The sequence below is a fragment of the Peribacillus sp. NPDC060253 genome, assembly GCF_042727425.1.
Taxonomy (GTDB): Bacteria; Bacillota; Bacilli; order Bacillales; family DSM-1321; genus Peribacillus.
The window spans coordinates 1-16,241 of record NZ_JBHXAS010000026.1; the positions used below are offsets into that span (position 1 = coordinate 1).

17 protein-coding genes are annotated in these 16,241 nt (G+C 40.1%); 6 read left to right on the plus strand and 11 right to left on the minus strand.

The window, feature by feature from the left end:
- Window positions 1–266: 266 nt before the first annotated feature.
- Window positions 267–626 (minus strand): winged helix-turn-helix transcriptional regulator, encoded by a 360-nt coding sequence (locus ACFWE9_RS09335; protein ID WP_101226146.1) that lies wholly within the window; start codon window positions 624–626, stop codon window positions 267–269.
- 243 nt (window positions 627–869) lie between these two features.
- Here ACFWE9_RS09335 and ACFWE9_RS09340 point away from each other — a divergent pair, with 243 nt between their 5' ends.
- Window positions 870–1,592 carry an NADPH-dependent F420 reductase gene (locus ACFWE9_RS09340; protein ID WP_230159504.1) on the plus strand — a complete coding sequence of 241 codons (723 nt, stop codon included), beginning with the start codon at window positions 870–872 and terminating at the stop codon, window positions 1,590–1,592.
- Between the two features lie 509 nt (window positions 1,593–2,101).
- Here ACFWE9_RS09340 and ACFWE9_RS09345 read toward each other — a convergent pair.
- From ACFWE9_RS09345 to ACFWE9_RS09360, 4 genes are all read right to left on the minus strand, one after another.
- Window positions 2,102–2,329 (minus strand): hypothetical protein, encoded by a 228-nt coding sequence (locus tag ACFWE9_RS09345; protein ID WP_230159503.1) that lies wholly within the window; start codon window positions 2,327–2,329, stop codon window positions 2,102–2,104.
- A gap of 240 nt (window positions 2,330–2,569) precedes the next feature.
- Window positions 2,570–3,772, minus strand: coding sequence for an aminotransferase-like domain-containing protein (locus tag ACFWE9_RS09350; protein ID WP_230159502.1), 1,203 nt, complete (start codon window positions 3,770–3,772; stop codon window positions 2,570–2,572).
- Window positions 3,773–4,096: 324 nt separating this feature from the next.
- Window positions 4,097–4,468, minus strand: coding sequence for an MmcQ/YjbR family DNA-binding protein (locus tag ACFWE9_RS09355; RefSeq protein ID WP_230159501.1), 372 nt, complete (start codon window positions 4,466–4,468; stop codon window positions 4,097–4,099).
- 23 nt (window positions 4,469–4,491) lie between these two features.
- Window positions 4,492–4,887, minus strand: coding sequence for a VOC family protein (locus tag ACFWE9_RS09360; protein WP_230159500.1), 396 nt, complete (start codon window positions 4,885–4,887; stop codon window positions 4,492–4,494).
- A gap of 519 nt (window positions 4,888–5,406) precedes the next feature.
- On the opposite strand from ACFWE9_RS09360, the gene ACFWE9_RS09365 reads away from it, so the two are divergent.
- The gene (locus tag ACFWE9_RS09365; RefSeq protein ID WP_230159499.1) at window positions 5,407–5,637 is read left to right on the plus strand and encodes a helix-turn-helix domain-containing protein; all 231 of its coding nucleotides are present in this window, start codon (window positions 5,407–5,409) and stop codon (window positions 5,635–5,637) included.
- Window positions 5,638–5,750: 113 nt separating this feature from the next.
- Here the strand turns inward: ACFWE9_RS09365 and ACFWE9_RS09370 are convergent, their stop codons facing one another.
- Together ACFWE9_RS09370 and ACFWE9_RS09375 are read right to left on the minus strand one after the other, a co-directional pair.
- Complete coding sequence (locus ACFWE9_RS09370; RefSeq protein WP_377356549.1) at window positions 5,751–5,909, minus strand: hypothetical protein; 159 nt, start codon at window positions 5,907–5,909, stop codon at window positions 5,751–5,753.
- 586 nt (window positions 5,910–6,495) lie between these two features.
- Window positions 6,496–6,660: a hypothetical protein gene (locus ACFWE9_RS09375; protein WP_230159498.1), complete on the minus strand. Its 165-nt coding sequence runs from the start codon at window positions 6,658–6,660 to the stop codon at window positions 6,496–6,498.
- Between the two features lie 410 nt (window positions 6,661–7,070).
- On the opposite strand from ACFWE9_RS09375, the gene ACFWE9_RS09380 reads away from it, so the two are divergent.
- From ACFWE9_RS09380 to ACFWE9_RS09395, 4 genes are all read left to right on the plus strand, one after another.
- The gene (locus ACFWE9_RS09380) at window positions 7,071–7,988 is read left to right on the plus strand and encodes a proline dehydrogenase family protein (protein WP_230159497.1); all 918 of its coding nucleotides are present in this window, start codon (window positions 7,071–7,073) and stop codon (window positions 7,986–7,988) included.
- Window positions 7,989–8,045: 57 nt separating this feature from the next.
- Window positions 8,046–9,587: an L-glutamate gamma-semialdehyde dehydrogenase gene (pruA, locus tag ACFWE9_RS09385; RefSeq protein WP_214791075.1), complete on the plus strand. Its 1,542-nt coding sequence runs from the start codon at window positions 8,046–8,048 to the stop codon at window positions 9,585–9,587.
- A 165-nt stretch (window positions 9,588–9,752) separates the two neighbouring features.
- On the plus strand, window positions 9,753–11,222 hold the full coding sequence (gene putP, locus ACFWE9_RS09390; RefSeq protein WP_290370601.1) for a sodium/proline symporter PutP: 1,470 nt from the start codon (window positions 9,753–9,755) through the stop codon (window positions 11,220–11,222).
- A 133-nt stretch (window positions 11,223–11,355) separates the two neighbouring features.
- Window positions 11,356–12,576: a PucR family transcriptional regulator gene (locus ACFWE9_RS09395; protein ID WP_230159496.1), complete on the plus strand. Its 1,221-nt coding sequence runs from the start codon at window positions 11,356–11,358 to the stop codon at window positions 12,574–12,576.
- A 300-nt stretch (window positions 12,577–12,876) separates the two neighbouring features.
- Here ACFWE9_RS09395 and ACFWE9_RS09400 read toward each other — a convergent pair whose 3' ends face one another.
- The 4 genes from ACFWE9_RS09400 to ACFWE9_RS09415 form a co-directional block, all read right to left on the minus strand.
- A complete protein-coding gene (locus tag ACFWE9_RS09400) occupies window positions 12,877–13,290 on the minus strand; it encodes a TetR-like C-terminal domain-containing protein (RefSeq protein ID WP_356714645.1) in 414 nt (137 codons plus the stop codon).
- 41 nt (window positions 13,291–13,331) lie between these two features.
- Entirely contained in the window at window positions 13,332–13,475 is a 144-nt protein-coding gene (locus tag ACFWE9_RS09405; RefSeq protein WP_356714643.1) for a hypothetical protein, read from the minus strand.
- Window positions 13,476–13,489: 14 nt separating this feature from the next.
- A complete protein-coding gene (locus ACFWE9_RS09410; protein ID WP_230159495.1) occupies window positions 13,490–14,200 on the minus strand; it encodes an MBL fold metallo-hydrolase in 711 nt (236 codons plus the stop codon).
- 160 nt (window positions 14,201–14,360) lie between these two features.
- Window positions 14,361–16,013, minus strand: coding sequence for a glycerol-3-phosphate dehydrogenase/oxidase (locus ACFWE9_RS09415; RefSeq protein WP_230159494.1), 1,653 nt, complete (start codon window positions 16,011–16,013; stop codon window positions 14,361–14,363).
- Window positions 16,014–16,241: the final 228 nt, after the last annotated feature.

A 16,241-nucleotide genomic window follows, 5' to 3' on the forward strand; every position in this document is an offset into this window, starting at 1 on the left:
GCCTTTTTTTAAAAAGCGTTTTTACTGGGTCTATTTTGTTGTGGTTTTTTCTGGATTTTGAGCTTTTTTAATTTTCATGGGAGTTCTATAAGAAAAGCGATTCTTATTAAAGAATCGCGCCCTATAATGGAATAAGATTGAGCTTCTATTAGCTGGTTACTTAAAGAAGAAAAGTGCGTTTCCGTTGTTTCAGAAACGCCCCCGTTAATTTAAGTACAACACTTCACAATATCGGCCCAATTAATAAAAAATATCATTTTATTATTTTACTCAGGTTTCTCCCCGAATTTTTTGCCGAAATTCTCCATCATATCAAGTATTGGGATAAATTCACGCCCTTTAGTTGTTAATGAATATTCAACACGTGGAGGTACCTCAGGAAAAACCTCTCGTTTAATTAATCCATCTGTTTCTAATTCTCTCAACTGTTTTGTAAGAGAACCTTGTGAAATGTCCCATAAAAAAGCTTTAATTTCGCTATAACGACGTTCTTTTGTTTTTAAAAACCAAAGAATAAGATACTTCCAGCGTCCTGAAAGCATATTTTGGGTATACGCAATACCATAAACGTCTCTTTGCTCCTTAATAAACTCTTTTTCAAATCCATCCTTGCATATTCTAGCCATACTTACATCCCTTTTCTTCTGTAAAGTACAAAAAAGTGTACTATATCATTTTTTATTGCCTACTTCAAAAGTAAGAGTAATGAGTTTATTATATTATTTATAACCAAAACACACAATTACCTCTAAATTACCTTAATGCTTGTAAAAAAAGGAATGTAGACAATTTCGCGTTGAGGCAATTGGAAAATTCCATAGCTGATATTGAATCATAATCGGATAAAATTATATTTAGGAGGAACAATAATGAGATTTGGAATTATAGGTGCAGGACCAATAGGGACAATTATTTCTAAAAAATTAGTTAAGAATGGACATGATGTCAAAATCGCAGATGCTCGAGGAATTGAACGTTTAGAAGGAAAAGAGATTGCTGGAACACCTGTGAGTGTAGAAGATGTAATAACTAATATTGATGTTCTAATAATATCTATCCCTTTTCATGTAATGCCAAGCATTCGCAACATTGTAGATAAAGCTGGAGAGGAAGTAATCGCTGTAGACACTTCAAATTATTATCCTTTTAGAGACAATAAAATTGAAGAAATTGAGAACGGGATGGTTGAAAGTGTTTGGGTTTCAAATCAATTAGGTAGACCTTTCATTAAAGCTTTCAACAATCAATTAGCTTATACTTTAGAAAATAAAGGAACCCCCGAAGGTACTAGTGGTCGCATTGCCATGGCGATTTCTGGTAATGACCTATCACAAAAACAAATAATCATGGACGTAGTAAACGAGCTAGGCTTCGACGCAGTAGATAGTGGTTCTTTAAGTGATTCGTGGAGACAACAGCCAGGAACTCCTGCATACTGCACAGAACTAACAAAAGAGGAACTAACGGAAGCATTGAAAAAGGCAAATAAAGAAAAAGCCCCATTCCTACGGGATAAGGCAATGGAGAAGTTTTCAGCTGGATTTTCACATAAAGATATTGTGAATCTAAACAGAGAAACATATAATTCATAATTTAGGAAACCCATATTGATCATTGCTCTGGTATTTAATTTTAAATTGAATAGAAGACATAGGAATTTGGAACCAAAAGTAGTGATCAAAATATTTGATCACTATTTTGGCATATTTTAAATCTCTCTGTTCATCCACCTTGGATGTAACACTTTAAAAATATTTAGACGTTGTTAACAATTTTCATCGCCGCAAAAAAATTGTATTGTTGTTACACTAAACTGCGACGTTAGCTTAAGTACTTTCTTCACAATCTCCTCTATTATTTTAACATAAATATCCAGTTTACTTGTTTAGTGATCTTCCACAATCTGGATCTTTAATGGAATAACATGACTGACGTTTTTAAACAACTTTAATGTCACTTAACAGTATTCCTTATGGAACTATCCTGCCCCGTTAGTGCCATAAGAAAAAGGCTGCCCCAGCAACCTCCCTTATTCTGATCTTCAGCTAACGCACCCGTTAGTACATTAATATGTCTATCCCCATTCCACAAAACATTATCGTTAGGATGAACCAAAATATATAATCTCTTTTTTTACAATGTAGTTTTCAATTCCTGTTAGAAGGGTGATTATGCCTGCAATTAATCTTAAAATTCCAGAGTGAATATAATCTATACTGTCATAAGTTTGGAAATATAATATTATTGCAAAGATTATCAATACCCATTGTATAAACAGAATAGGTTTATTTCTGTCATCCCAAAATTCTTTTCTCAAAAAAGAACGCATTATTTTATCTCCTCAACCTGAATCAAAGTCTACTCGTATTATAAACTGTAATGAACTAAACTGCCCCGTTAGTTCCATAAGCCAGCCGCAGCAAACTCCCTTTTTGAAGGAAAGCACCTGTTATTATTTAATGATTTCATCTAATTTGAGAACAGATAAAATCATCGTAAATGAGATGACGAATCCTTTAATTAACAAAAAACCTACCCCGGTTAAGGAAGTAGGCTCATTAAAATTAGTTCAACATTCATTTTCAAAATTAGGTGCGATAAGCTGTCCTAGTCTTCGAATTCCCTCGATTATTTCCTTCTCATTGGCATAACTGAACGAGAGCCGGAGAAACTCGGTTCCATCCTTTTGATCCAAGAAAAAGTATTTCCCTGGAACATACGAAACCCCCTCAGCCAGAGCCTTTGATAATAATTGCGACGTATCAAAACCTGGAATTCTCACCCATACAAAGTAACCACCATCTGGTACATACCAGGAAACGGGTTCTGGAAGAAATTGTTCCATCGAGCGGATTAACGCAGTACATTTGGCACGATACACATCTTTTAGAAGGTCGAGTCGTTTCTCTAAATTTGTGTTTTCTAAGTATACTGCCATTGTACTTTGAGAAAATGGATGATCTAAATCTTTTTTAAACCACTCTAAAGCCTTAATGAATTCACTTTCGCCTGCTATCCATCCAATCCGCATTCCTGGCGCCACTACCTTGGATAATGAACCAACATGGAGGACTCTACCACGTTTATCAAATGATTTTATTGGCAGCGGATTTTTGTCGAAGGATAATTCTCCGTACGCATCATCCTCTAGAATGAGGAAATCAAACTCGATGGAAAGTTCCAATAAATGCTTCCGCCGCTCAGTAGTCATGGTCGTCCCAGTTGGATTTTGAAAGGTTGGGATGGTATATAGAAAGCGCGGCAGGGTTAGACCTTTACGTTTTCTTTCATCCAGCATTTCTTTTAATTGGTATGTTTGAAGTCCCTTTTCATCTATAGGTATACTAATAATCTGATTCGTATAGTTTTGAAAAATCTCTAAAGCCTCCATATAGGTGGGAGATTCTACAGCTACAACAGTAGTATTATCAAGGAGAATACGGGCAATAAGATCTATCCCCTGGCAAGCACCTGATGTAACCAAAAGCTGTTCTTCCAAAACGGAAATTCCACGCTCAGCCAATCTTTTCTGAATTTGCTGCTTTAGTCTTGCAATCCTTGGACTTCCGAGATAATGGAGAGGCAAATCCTGCTCTTCATCAAGAAGTTTGGCTACTGCTACTTTAATCTCCTCAGCAGGAACGAGAGCTGGATCCGGATAGCCTGAACTCAAGCGTATACAGTTATCTGGCAAATCTGGCATCCATGCACCAGGTGGATCATTCTTAAGTGCCACTTTAATGTTTTCAGAAAAAAAAGATTCAACATTCACTTCAACCATACACCTTTCCGTCAATCGAACCATGATTGATTTTCTCAATTTTTATAGATAGCTGCTTATGCAGATAACCATCAATCTTTTGTAGAAACATCCTTACATATATTTTAGACTTTCTTTTCTGACGGAGACAACCTATTAATGTTGCAAATTCAGGAGTGCCTATTACCCTGAACTTTCTTGGCCGCTCCAATACATTAGGAGCTTTTTTCTTTAAGCTATGTGTGTATAGATTAAGTCGTTATTTTTATCTATCAGTATCTGTAAAGCAGATAAAAGAAAGTAAAAAAGTGAAGAAGGCAGATCATCCGCCTTTCTTCACTTTTTATGAAACTCTTCGTATTTCTTAACCAAACGCTTCGGCGCCGCACGTAAATAGGCTTCTTGAATTAGAATGGTCAATTCACCCCAGTCTTCCCTATCCGGATTTTGAATGGAGACCCAGCCGTGATGTCCTATATACGGTGTTTTGAAAAAATTCTCTTTCTGTAGCAATAATTCTTGGGTTTCCCGATCTGACTTGAACGACAAGCTGAATCCATTCTCACTTTCACCTGAAATCACGAAGGATTTTCCCTTGATTTTAAAAGTATTGTGACCGAAACCATCAATAAGTTCGACAGCTTCGGGCAGCGCAAGACAGATATTGCGTACATTTTCAAGCATGCCTGCCGTGTCGTGTAATTTCATGTTTCATTCACCTATCATCAAATCTATTTTGCATTCACATCAGGTTGATGAATTCCGAATATATTGCCTTCGGTATCAATATAGTATCCTTGCCACGCCATTCCAGGCAGGGCATATTTGGGCTTGGCGACCTTACCGCCAATCTCAATTATTTTAGCTTCCGTTAAATCGTAATTCTCCACTCCCATTGTACAAGCAAATCCATTTAAAGCTTGGTTTGTTTCCGGCGGAGCACTTTGACGCTGCATCAAAGCTCCATTGACCCCAGGTTCATTGTCATCGCCAGTTACTGCTCCAAAGTAAGGCATTCCCGCATAATCACTCCAATCTTGAAATGACCATCCGAATACCTCTCCATAAAACTTCTTTGCCCGTTCCATATCATCTACATGAATTTCGAAATGAACTAATCTTCCCATGATTCCCTCCTACTTTTTACGAGATTTAACCAATTCATTCAGTGTTTCCGCTTACAATATCCCACTTATTATTATAATGGATATGGAAATAAATACAATTATTACAATAATATATTATTGTTAGTTTCGATTAAATCAGTTTTTAGAGCCTCATCATACATCCTGACATCTTTGTAGAAAGACCGCAGGAACCGTTCAAATAGAGTTAGTTCCGACCAAAAGAATCCGCCCCATGCTCGTTGAGTAGATTTGTGGCCCAACATGAAAAGTTCGGGTCTCATGCGAAAGGCGGAATCTCTTATCCTATATAGTTAATCGTTTATTCTGCCCGCTAGTTTAAGTAGCAAACTTCTCAACCTCACACATATTTAACGACCCTGATTTTCAACCTTTTCGCTTTCATGTTCATATCCTGTTACACATAGTTGGCCTAGATACCAAATATTTGCGAAACTATGCGTATATTTTTGTGCAAGTTGGACGAGACTGCTAGTAAATTAAATCTAGGAGGTTATCAAAATGTTTAGATTCGGGAAAGGGAAAGCGCGAAGTAAGGTCGGGAAATTCATCGATAAGCATGGATATTCACAAGAGGAATTTGTAAGTGCGTCTGGAATCTCACGTAATACGATAAGCAGAGTTTGCAGCGATCCTAAGTATGTGCCATCAGCCGGAGTATTAAAGAAAATCATGAAGGCGATTCGGAGCATAGATGCTGACGCAAAGTCAGACGATTATTTTAATATTTAAGGAGAGAGCATGTGTTGGTATTAGGAAAACGGAGGACGTTTCTTTAATGGCCGGATTATAAACGTTCAACGTCCGCATGATTTTTAAATTCCTTTAAGCGTAACGACTCACCCCTATGCAGCGCACCAGTTTGATAGCGTATAATGGACGAATTTGAAAGGTAGTGGCAAGCGTTCTTCTCCAAAATCACTTCTTAACTTCGTCCAATATAATACATGCACCCAAAATCCAAGCTTTCCTTTCAATGGAATAAAGCCATCCAGTAGCTGCATGTCCTGAACTTCCCAAGCGAATCCCCTACCTTTAAACAATTTTCAAACTTACATACGCCAATGATCATACCAGTTGGGAGGTTGTCCTTTGAGTATCCATGCCTACTAAGCAACAACAGGATTGGCCTTGCTACTGAAAGCCTTATCCACTTTATGACTAGTATGAATCGCCAGCGAACCACGATAATTCGTTCCCCATGACCTTGTTTCGTATTTGACCTCTCCAAGGATAAATAGACTTGCCCAAGGCTGGATTATTGATAAAACCTTCATTCTAAATGCCTACAACTTTTCAAAGTTCACTTATGACTATGGAGCTTCCGTGCATGAGATTATTATAGGCATAGGTAAAAAAGTTTTATAATTAAAGGAGGTTTTCATTCCAAACATATGTGATTCAACAACATCGATACACTTGCAAATTTAAAATCCCCCACTTCCATTAGAAGCGGGGGTTTTATGATTTTCTTTGACAGGTAAAAAACATTTTACGGTTCTTTTGTCCCTTTTAGACAAACCCTGCAGGGATTTCTTTAAACAGGGGCTTGTTATGGATTTGGGACAAGTGCTTATGTATCGACTTCATCTATTTTCGACTAAACATTTTCTTAATGAATCGAACCACAGGTAACACAACGGATTCATGTACATTCGTAAGGGCATAACCGATCAGCCCCATTATTACCAAAACCATTATTAACGCTATTATCAAACCTGATGTTTCTCTAAGTTCTTCAAATACAGCACCCATTTCTTATCCTCCCCGGCTTGCCGATCCGATTTATTTACGGTTTTCACCCATTTACACTCCGAACAGCTTCATCAATCATTTTTTTCTACGAACCATTGCACCCGTTCTTGTTAAATAAGGTTCATTATAACGCATTGGATGATTATGGTCGAGTTTCCACCTTTATACGCACATAGTGATTTCTTTTCGATCATCTCTTCCTGCTAAAGGCTTTCTTCTAGCGTTTCTCTATACGTAAAATATAAACCTTCCCTTCTTGCCATAAAATGCGAGTCAATGAAACCCCTTTCATTTTGTCCAAAAGCGACAAATAAAAGACAGAATTATTGTTTTTTGAGAACATTGTGAACATTGTCGAAAAATCGTAAGCTTAATTTATGAAATACATCTTCTTAGGGGGTGCGCTTTATATGGAAGCCATTACAAGGGACTTTTTCTTATTTTTATCTAAAAATAATCTGCTTAATAATATTGCTAAAAAAAGCGGAGGAAATTTTGCTGCTGGAAAGATCATTGGGGGAACTGATTTCCAAAGTTCCGTTAAATTCATTAAACAACTTAATAATAGCGGCTTGTCGGTTACAGTCGACCATCTTGGGGAATTCGTTGATTCTAAGGAAGTGACTCAGGAACGGACGGCAGAATGCATCGAAACCATCGAAATGATCAGCAGGGAAAAACTTGATTCACAGGTTTCTCTGAAGATGACTTCTTTGGGACTTGATATCGATCATAAACTCGTGATTGAGAATATGACGAAAATTCTTGATACAGCCGAAAAACATAAAGTCATGGTCACGATCGACATGGAAGATGAAGTTCGTTGTCAGGCAACAATCGATATCTTTAGACAGTTCAAAGAAAAATACAGCTGCATAAGTACTGTTTTACAAGCATATTTATTCCGCACAGAGAAAGATTTAGGGGACCTTTCCCAATATAAGCCATTCCTGCGTCTCGTAAAGGGTGCCTACAAGGAATCTGCCGAGGTGGCTTTTCCCGAAAAGGATGATGTAGACGAAAACTACAAAAAGTTGATTAAGCAAAGTCTTCTTAACGGTAATTATACGGCCATTGCCTCACATGATGACAAAATCATCGAATATACAAAAGAGCTGGCTAAGAAGTTTGACATCCCGAATACACAATTCGAATTCCAAATGCTTTATGGCATGAGAAACAAAACTCAATACGAATTGGTCAAGCAAGGTTACAAAATGCGCGTCTATGTACCATATGGTCTGGATTGGTATGGATACTTCATGAGAAGGCTTGCAGAAAGGCCATCCAATATTGCCTTTGCCTTCAAAGGGATGGTCAGAAGCTAAATATACATTCAACATTATTAATTGCTACAAAAAATCTATTAAAAGGTGTGATGATCAATGATTTCATATAAACACGAACCATTTGTCGATTTTACAAACGAGGAAAACAAAAAAGCATATCAGGAAGCACTTCAAACTGTTGAGGGCTATTTAGGACAAGACTACCCTCTTTATATCGGGGCAGAGAAAGTGACGACTGATGAGAAAATCGTTTCATATAACCCTGCAGATAAGCAAGAGGTCATCGGCCGAGTATCGAAAGCGAATAGGGACCTTGCTGAAAAAGCCATGCAGGAAGCTGTTACCGCTTTTGAAAGCTGGAAAAAAGTGAAGCCGGAAATCCGTGCTGACGTTTTGTTCAAAGCTGCTGCCATCATTCGCAGACGAAAGCATGAATTCTCTGCTTTATTGACAAAAGAAGCGGGAAAACCTTGGAATGAGGCTGATGCAGATACAGCGGAAGCAATCGATTTCCTTGAATTTTATGCCCGTCAAATGCTGACTCTTAAAGATGGTGTGCCTGTCCAAAGCCGTCCGGGAGAATTTAACCGCTATGATTACATTCCATTAGGGGTAGGCATCATCATTTCTCCTTGGAACTTCCCATTTGCGATCATGGCAGGTACAGCTGTTGCCGCTATCGTTACTGGTAATACAATCCTGTTGAAACCAGCTTCGACTACTCCTATCGTTGCTGCTAAATTCGTTGAAGTGATGCTTGAAGCCGGCCTTCCAGCAGGTGTGTTGAATTTCGTTCCAGGAAGCGGAGCCGAAGTGGGCGACTACCTGGTCGATCATCCAAAAACACGTTTCATTTCCTTCACAGGTTCACGTGATGTAGGTCTGCGCATTTACAAACGTGCTTCAGAAGTGAACGAAGGCCAAATTTGGCTGAAGCGTGTCATCGCTGAAATGGGCGGAAAAGATACGATGGTCGTCGACAAAGAGGCAGATCTTGAATTGGCGGCTCAATCGATCGTGAAATCTGCATTTGGCTTCTCTGGACAAAAATGTTCTGCTTGTTCCCGTGCTGTCATCGTAGAAGATGTATACGATCAAGTATTAGATCGCGCTGTTGAATTAACAAAACAACTTACAGTTGGTAATCCTGTAGAAAATCATTTCATGGGACCAGTTATCGATCAAGCGGCTTTTGACAAAATCATGAGCTATATTGAAATCGGGAACCAAGAAGGACGCATTCTGACTGGAGGAGAAGGAGATAGCTCTAAAGGCTACTTCGTTCAACCGACAATCGTTGCTGATGTCGATCCGCAGGCACGCTTGATGCAAGAAGAAATCTTCGGACCAGTCGTTGCCTTCACAAAAGCGAAGGACTTTAACGAAGCACTTGAGATTGCCAATAACACTGAATATGGTTTGACTGGGGCTGTCATTACGACAAATCGCCTTAACATGGAAAAAGCACGCGAAGAATTCCATGTGGGGAACTTGTATTTCAACCGTGGCTGTACTGGTGCAATCGTAGGTTATCAGCCATTCGGCGGGTTCAACATGTCAGGAACTGATTCCAAGGCAGGCGGACCGGACTACTTGCAGCTTCATATGCAAGCCAAAACAACATCCGAAACGTTCTGATAAATGTTTCAAAAAGCTATTGAAAAGGAAATGCCCTCGTATTGGTGATGTATCTTCAACTATATGATACAATACCAAACGATGTACAATGGAGGAAGTGACAAATAGGTTGCTTCCTCTTTTTAAACGAAAAAATATCTATTTCATCTTGAAGGGAGTCTTCCTATGATCGATTTTTCTTTAATAATTTCCATTAGCATTTATATGGCTGGTATGCTGTTAATCGGATATTTCGCCTACAAAAGAACCTCCAATCTAAATGACTACATGCTGGGAGACCGGGGTCTTGGCCCTGCTGTCACTGCCTTAAGCGCCGGTGCCGCCGATATGAGCGGTTGGCTTCTGATGGGTATGCCAGGTGCCATGTTCGCAACAGGACTCAGCTCCATATGGATCGTCATCGGCCTGACGCTTGGTGCTTATGCAAACTGGTTATACGTGGCACCTAGATTAAGAACTTATACGGAAGTTGCCAATAATTCCATTACGATCCCTGCTTTCCTGGAAAATCGTTTTGGCGAAGGCTCACGGATCTTAAGGCTCATCTCGGCTTTGGTCATCCTGATATTCTTTACGTTTTACGTTTCTTCCGGTATGGTATCCGGCGGCGTCTTATTCCATAGTACATTTGGCCTTGATTACCATACTGGCCTCTGGATCTTAACAGGCGTGGTGGTCGCTTATACTTTATTCGGCGGATTCCTGGCGGTAAGCTGGACAGACTTTGTACAAGGAATCATCATGGTCGTCGCCCTGGTCCTTGTACCGATCGTTACCCTTTTCCATATTGGCGGCTTTGGCCCTGTCATAGATACACCGCGTTCCATTGATCCTGCGCTTTTAAATATTTTTACCGGAACTAGTCTATTGGGTATCATCTCATTATTTGCATGGGGATTAGGTTACTTCGGTCAGCCCCATATCATTGTCCGCTTTATGGCGATCAGTTCCGTTAAGGAAATAAAGAAAGCACGTACCATCGGCATGAGCTGGATGATCTTTTCCACTATTGGTGCCATGCTGACTGGGTTCATTGGAATCACTTATTTTTCTCAGAACAACATCAAGTTGGACGATCCCGAGACGATATTCATCGTTTTAGGTGAAATACTGTTCCACCCACTCATTACCGGCTTCTTGATTTCAGCTATCCTGGCAGCCGTCATGAGTACGATTTCTTCGCAACTTTTGGTCACTGCCAGCTCTTTAACGGAGGATATATACAAAACCTTCTTCCGTCGTTCCGCTTCAGATAAAGAGCTTGTCTTCTTAGGAAGGCTTTCCGTACTGATCATATCCATCATCGCGCTATTTCTCTCTTGGGAGAAAAACGACACGATTCTTGGACTTGTCGGTTATGCATGGGCTGGGTTCGGTTCTTCATTCGGTCCGCTAGTCTTACTCAGCCTCTGCTGGAAGCGCATGACAAAATGGGGTGCTCTAGCTGGGATGGTCTTTGGTGCCGGGACTGTAATTTTCTGGTCGATGGCAGGCCTATCCGATACGCTTTATGAAATGATCCCAGGTTTTGCCGCAAGCTTGATTGCCATCATCGTGGTCAGTCTTCTTACAGCTAAGCCATCTAAAGAAGTAGAAGAGCAATTTGATGAATTCAAAAGAACATTAAAACAATAATAACCCCTCTAAAAGGAACGGTATTTTTTCATATACCGTTCCTTCTTTGTTCTTGCCCCTATACACATCATTAGTTTAAAAGTATTATTAAACTAACTTGTCATACACTTCAAAAAATTACAGGGGGCCATATATGTCATTAGAAAAAATTCTGACTCTCACAAACATCAACGATATAACGGATATGGTCAGCACTTATTTAAAAAAACCAGTCGTCATCGAAAATGACCAATTTTTATTGCTGGCATATAGTTCATATTATATCGAACACTTCGACCAAGCCAATCGGCAAACCATCTTCACAAAGCATTGGCCTATTCCAATTCTGGAAAAATTCATGGATGAGGGCATTGTCGAACAGCTTAAAACCGTGGAGCATCCATTTAGGGTGAAACAAATCGAGGAGATCGGATTAAATCAAAGAGTCGTTGTGAGCGCCGTTCACAAAGGACAGGTCTTCGGATTCATTTGGGTCCAAGAAACGGAAATGATGACTGATTCCGATTTGGAATTTTTACATGAAGTTTCCCATCATATCGGCAAGCTCCTTTATCAGAAAAAACAGATAAACATGAAAAAAGATGAAGAAAAAAATGAGTTTTATCAAAAGGTCATTGACGAAGTCTATCAAACGGAAAACCAAATAAAATGGGAAGCCGCCAATATGAGTCTTCTCATTCCGGAAACTTTCCTTGTCAATGTCTTTACCATCGCTCAATCCGATGCGGAACATTTCGATGAATTAGCGGATACAGTCAGTCTATTCGCCAATGCATTGAATCATTTTACCCATGCATTCACAAACCAATTGAAGATCATCGTCCTGATTGGCAGCAACGGAAAAGGGAAAGACCTGCTTACCGATAGCGCCAATGATTTAACGAACACCGTTCTTTCCCAATTCAATGACAAAAAGGTATTCCCGGGAATCGGAAATGAGTACTCTTCGATTCTTCAATTAAGAAAATCCTATCTCGAAGCCCTGGAAGTGATCAACGCAGCCAAGTTCATCGGTAAACCTGAACAGCTTCCTTTCCAATATAGTAAGCTTGGGATTTTCCGTTACCTCGAAATGATCTCCAACCATCATACTAAAACGAATTATATCAATGTGGAATTAGAGATTCTTCAAAAGAAGGACCAGGAAAGCCAAACCAAACTCCTTCAAACATTGGAAATATATCTGTTGAACAATTGCCGGATCAAACCGACAGCTGAACAGCTATACGTTCATACCAACACATTGAAATATAGATTGAATCAAATAGCCGATCTCACATCGATCGATTTTGATGACTTACATTCAAGAATCCAGCTATACATCGATTTACAGCTAATAAAGCAAAGATCTTAGGGCATTCTGCTTTTGAGGCCATATTTTCGGAGCCCGCCCATGAATCATTCAATACAATAAGGAGTGAGGGATACGGAGACATCCCCCCTGTGTTCCTCACTCCTTATATGTTGTACTTCATAAACACTTTTACCAAATCAAGTACATTAGACCGTTTTATTTACATGTATACAGAATAAAATTAGCCAAATTGATACAAGCGAATTTAACGTTTTCAAGGGAAAAACTAATCACCTGAGGGGAACCAAAACCAAACAGCCCACAAAGGACCGTTATACCAAGACAGCCAGAAAGCCCATTTTAACCTCCCATCAGCTCATATTTAAGTTGATTTATAACTATTGAATGGATTCCCTCAATATAAGTATTTAACAGTAAAGAAAAACTCCTATCGATATCAATAGCCATCCCAAACCCACCCATTTTTTCAATAGAAGTAAATCCATGTAAAATGCTCCTTAATCCTCTCACCAAGTGAATCGCCATTTCTTCCTGCAAATCATAGGCTTGTAGTAATTGGACAACAAGCTCTACAACAGATTGCTGTGCTTGCTGTAATTCCTTGTCTTCACCATTTGGAAAACGGATGGTGGCATCATAAAGTCCTGGATGGATTCTAGCAAATTCAACATATGCCTCACTCAGTGCTAGGATTGCATCATCACCGGAGCGTCCCACTGCCGCTTGAAGCATGGAATCATAAAGTTTTTTCACTCCATTTACTGCTAGTTTCTGTTTTAATCCATTTAGGCCGTCTAAATGGTTATATAACGAGGGGGGCGTATTTGTAATTCTTCAGCCAACTTGCCTAACGAAAGGTGATCAAGGCCGTTTTCATCAACTAGTTCTGTAGCCTTCTGTAAAACGATGGACAAATCTAACCTTTTACGTTGAGACATCTCATTTTGACCTCCTATTTTCCTGGTTGAAGTTTTAATTCTGCTTCAACTATCGCTCTATCTATAGAATCCCCAGGGTGTTCTAGCATCTTCCCATGACCTACAGCAAGTAATCTCGGTTTATAACTTCTTAGTTTCTTTGCACTTTCAAGTGCGATGAGTTTGTTCCAAGTCCCAAAGGCTGGAAACGGAAATAAAGGTTTAATCATTCCTGATACCGCAGTTCCACCTCTCGTTTGCAAGGCATCCCCAACAATTAAACTATGATTCCGGGTGTCAAGAAGAGAGATCGAACCAGGGGTATGTCCAGGTGAAGAAATAACTTCCAATGAACCAATATGGTCGCCTTCTTTGAGTAATAAGTCTGGTTGAGTTTTAATCTTTTTAGGGACAACTCCGCGGATTGGAGAGTTTGCTTCATTTTGTAGGGGAGTAGAATTGCCAGCCAGTAATAATGCATCCCTAACAGAAATACTCACTTGTAAATCAGGGATTAACGCTTTAAGCCCGTCTAGTGCACCAACATGATCATCATGAGCGTGAGTAACGATTAATCTTGTAATCGGTTTTCCGACAGCCCGCGCTGCATCCATTATACTTTTTGTGCTGTAGGGTAATGCTGCATCTATTAGTGTAAGGCTATTCTCTTCTTCTACAAAATAACAGTTCACCGGAAATACACGTGGCATGAAAGAGAGTTGAAATAATGTACCACCCTTCGTCATTTTCACATTGCAGGAGTGGCGACGGCTATCGCTTTTAGTGGCCCAGGTATCTTAAAGGATTAAACAATAGTTTTTCCACTTGCAAATGCCCCGATAATCACATTCCGGGTTCAAAAAAACGCCAGCGATTCCGCCGGCGTCATGTTTTTTGCATATAAGGTCAAGATACGCTAATAGCACCAAGTACTTCATGTTCTAGCTGATTGGATCTTTCCATCTTCGTCGATTCCGTCCATCCGAAATATCCGGCCATATAATCAATCACCGATTGTTTATGCGTTTGGACTAGATCGATATCGAATAACAGGGTCCCGGTCCTGCGGAAGAAGAAATCCACTGGTGTCGCGGCCATTTCATGATCTAGTGCGTATTTCAGCTGTACGAACAATTTCTGCGGGAGGCCACTACTTGTTCCCCCATCTCTTTCGCTTTTTGCGATATTGAATAACACAGGTGCATTAGACCCGTACATGGCCAAAATTCCCTCCGAATCCTTAGCAGCGAGGCCTGAGGCGGCCCCCATTTGAATATGTTTCTTGATATAATCGGAGAAGTTTCTTGATCCCCCGACATCTCCTCCTGAAATCGGCATTCCTTTTGTATTGCTGGCTGGATAAGTCTTATTGGACTGCTCGGAAAGCTTGCCTGCGACAAGGTCAACCGTCGTTTTTGCCATTTTGCGATACCCGGTCAATTTACCTCCCGCAATCGTGATAAGGCCCGAATCGGATTCCCATATTTCATCTTTTCTTGATATTTCGGAAGGATCCTTTCCTTCTTCCATGATCAACGGCCTGATTCCTGCCCAGCTTGATTCGATATCCCCATCCGTAATTTTCACTTTTGGAAACATATAAGCAATCGCCTTTAATAAATAGGCACGGTCTTCCGAAGTAACAGTCGGAACAGCGGGATCGCCTTCATAAAAAGTGTCCGTAGTCCCTACATAAGCCTTGCCGGCTCTCGGGATGGCAAAGATCATCCGTCCATCAGGTGTATCAAAGTAAATCGCCTGCTTCAACGGGAATTTCGATTGGTCGATGACCACATGAACACCCTTTGATAACTTCAGCGTTTTCCCCTTTTTCGATTGGTCTTTTTCACGGATGGAATCCACCCATGGACCTGCTGCATTAATAACTTTGTCTGCGTGTATTTCATACGCGTCCCCTGATAGTAAATCGGCAACTTGAACGCCGGTCACCTTTCCATTTTCATATAACAATTTATCTACTTTTGTATAATTTATCGGTGTTGCACCTTTATCAACAGCTGCCTTCATGACTTCAATCGTTAAACGTGCATCATCTGTCCGATATTCGACATAGTAGCCGCCGCCCTTCAGTCCCTCTTTCTTTACGAGAGGCTCCCGTTTTAGCGTTTCATCAACAGAAAGCATTTTCCTGCGTTCAGCTCTTTTTACTCCTGCAAGGAAATCGTATACACGGAGTCCAATGGAGGTACTGAATTTCCCAAAAGTTCCTCCTTTGTGCATCGGCAGCAGCATCCATTCCGGCGTGGTCACATGCGGTCCATTTTCATAAACGATTTCCCGCTCTTTCCCAACCTCAGCAACCATTTTTATTTCAAATTGCTTCAAATAACGCAATCCGCCATGGACCAGTTTTGTCGAGCGGCTTGAAGTACCTGCCGCAAAGTCCTGCATTTCCACCAATGCTACTTTCATCCCCCGGGTCGTTGCATCCAGGGCGATCCCTGCACCGGTAATTCCCCCGCCAATCACTACCACATCATATTTTTCTTTTTTCAAAAGTTCGATTGTTTCTTCCCGATATTTATTTGAAAACCTCATGCCTATCTCCTCCTTTAAGTACTGCCTTCTTTTGGTCGAGCAGCTTGTTTTCCTGGTTAATTCGTGCTGGTCACTCGTGAATTCTGCACGTTTACTCTGAGTTTCTTCTTTATATTCAATAGGTTCATTTGTTCTAATAGTTTTTCATTCATATAGATGTTAATATCCCTAATCCGCCTTTAAAAACAAAAAAAGAGACCATAAATGCACATTATCGTATTCACGATA

Bases quoted from the DNA above. Each gene is read 5' to 3' on its own strand.
- ACFWE9_RS09335 (WP_101226146.1), bottom strand. From the start codon at position 626: ATGGCTAGAATATGCAAGGATGGATTTGAAAAAGAGTTTATTAAGGAG.
- ACFWE9_RS09340 (WP_230159504.1), top strand. From the start codon at position 870: ATGAGATTTGGAATTATAGGTGCAGGACCAATAGGGACAATTATTTCT.
- ACFWE9_RS09345 (WP_230159503.1), bottom strand. From the start codon at position 2,329: ATGCGTTCTTTTTTGAGAAAAGAATTTTGGGATGACAGAAATAAACCT.
- ACFWE9_RS09355 (WP_230159501.1), bottom strand. From the start codon at position 4,468: ATGAAATTACACGACACGGCAGGCATGCTTGAAAATGTACGCAATATC.
- ACFWE9_RS09360 (WP_230159500.1), bottom strand. From the start codon at position 4,887: ATGGGAAGATTAGTTCATTTCGAAATTCATGTAGATGATATGGAACGG.
- ACFWE9_RS09365 (WP_230159499.1), top strand. From the start codon at position 5,407: ATGTTTAGATTCGGGAAAGGGAAAGCGCGAAGTAAGGTCGGGAAATTC.
- ACFWE9_RS09370 (WP_377356549.1), bottom strand. From the start codon at position 5,909: ATGCAGCTACTGGATGGCTTTATTCCATTGAAAGGAAAGCTTGGATTT.
- ACFWE9_RS09375 (WP_230159498.1), bottom strand. From the start codon at position 6,660: ATGGGTGCTGTATTTGAAGAACTTAGAGAAACATCAGGTTTGATAATA.
- ACFWE9_RS09380 (WP_230159497.1), top strand. From the start codon at position 7,071: ATGGAAGCCATTACAAGGGACTTTTTCTTATTTTTATCTAAAAATAAT.
- pruA (WP_214791075.1), top strand. From the start codon at position 8,046: ATGATTTCATATAAACACGAACCATTTGTCGATTTTACAAACGAGGAA.
- putP (WP_290370601.1), top strand. From the start codon at position 9,753: ATGATCGATTTTTCTTTAATAATTTCCATTAGCATTTATATGGCTGGT.
- ACFWE9_RS09395 (WP_230159496.1), top strand. From the start codon at position 11,356: ATGTCATTAGAAAAAATTCTGACTCTCACAAACATCAACGATATAACG.
- ACFWE9_RS09405 (WP_356714643.1), bottom strand. From the start codon at position 13,475: ATGTCTCAACGTAAAAGGTTAGATTTGTCCATCGTTTTACAGAAGGCT.
- ACFWE9_RS09410 (WP_230159495.1), bottom strand. From the start codon at position 14,200: ATGACGAAGGGTGGTACATTATTTCAACTCTCTTTCATGCCACGTGTA.
- ACFWE9_RS09415 (WP_230159494.1), bottom strand. From the start codon at position 16,013: ATGAGGTTTTCAAATAAATATCGGGAAGAAACAATCGAACTTTTGAAA.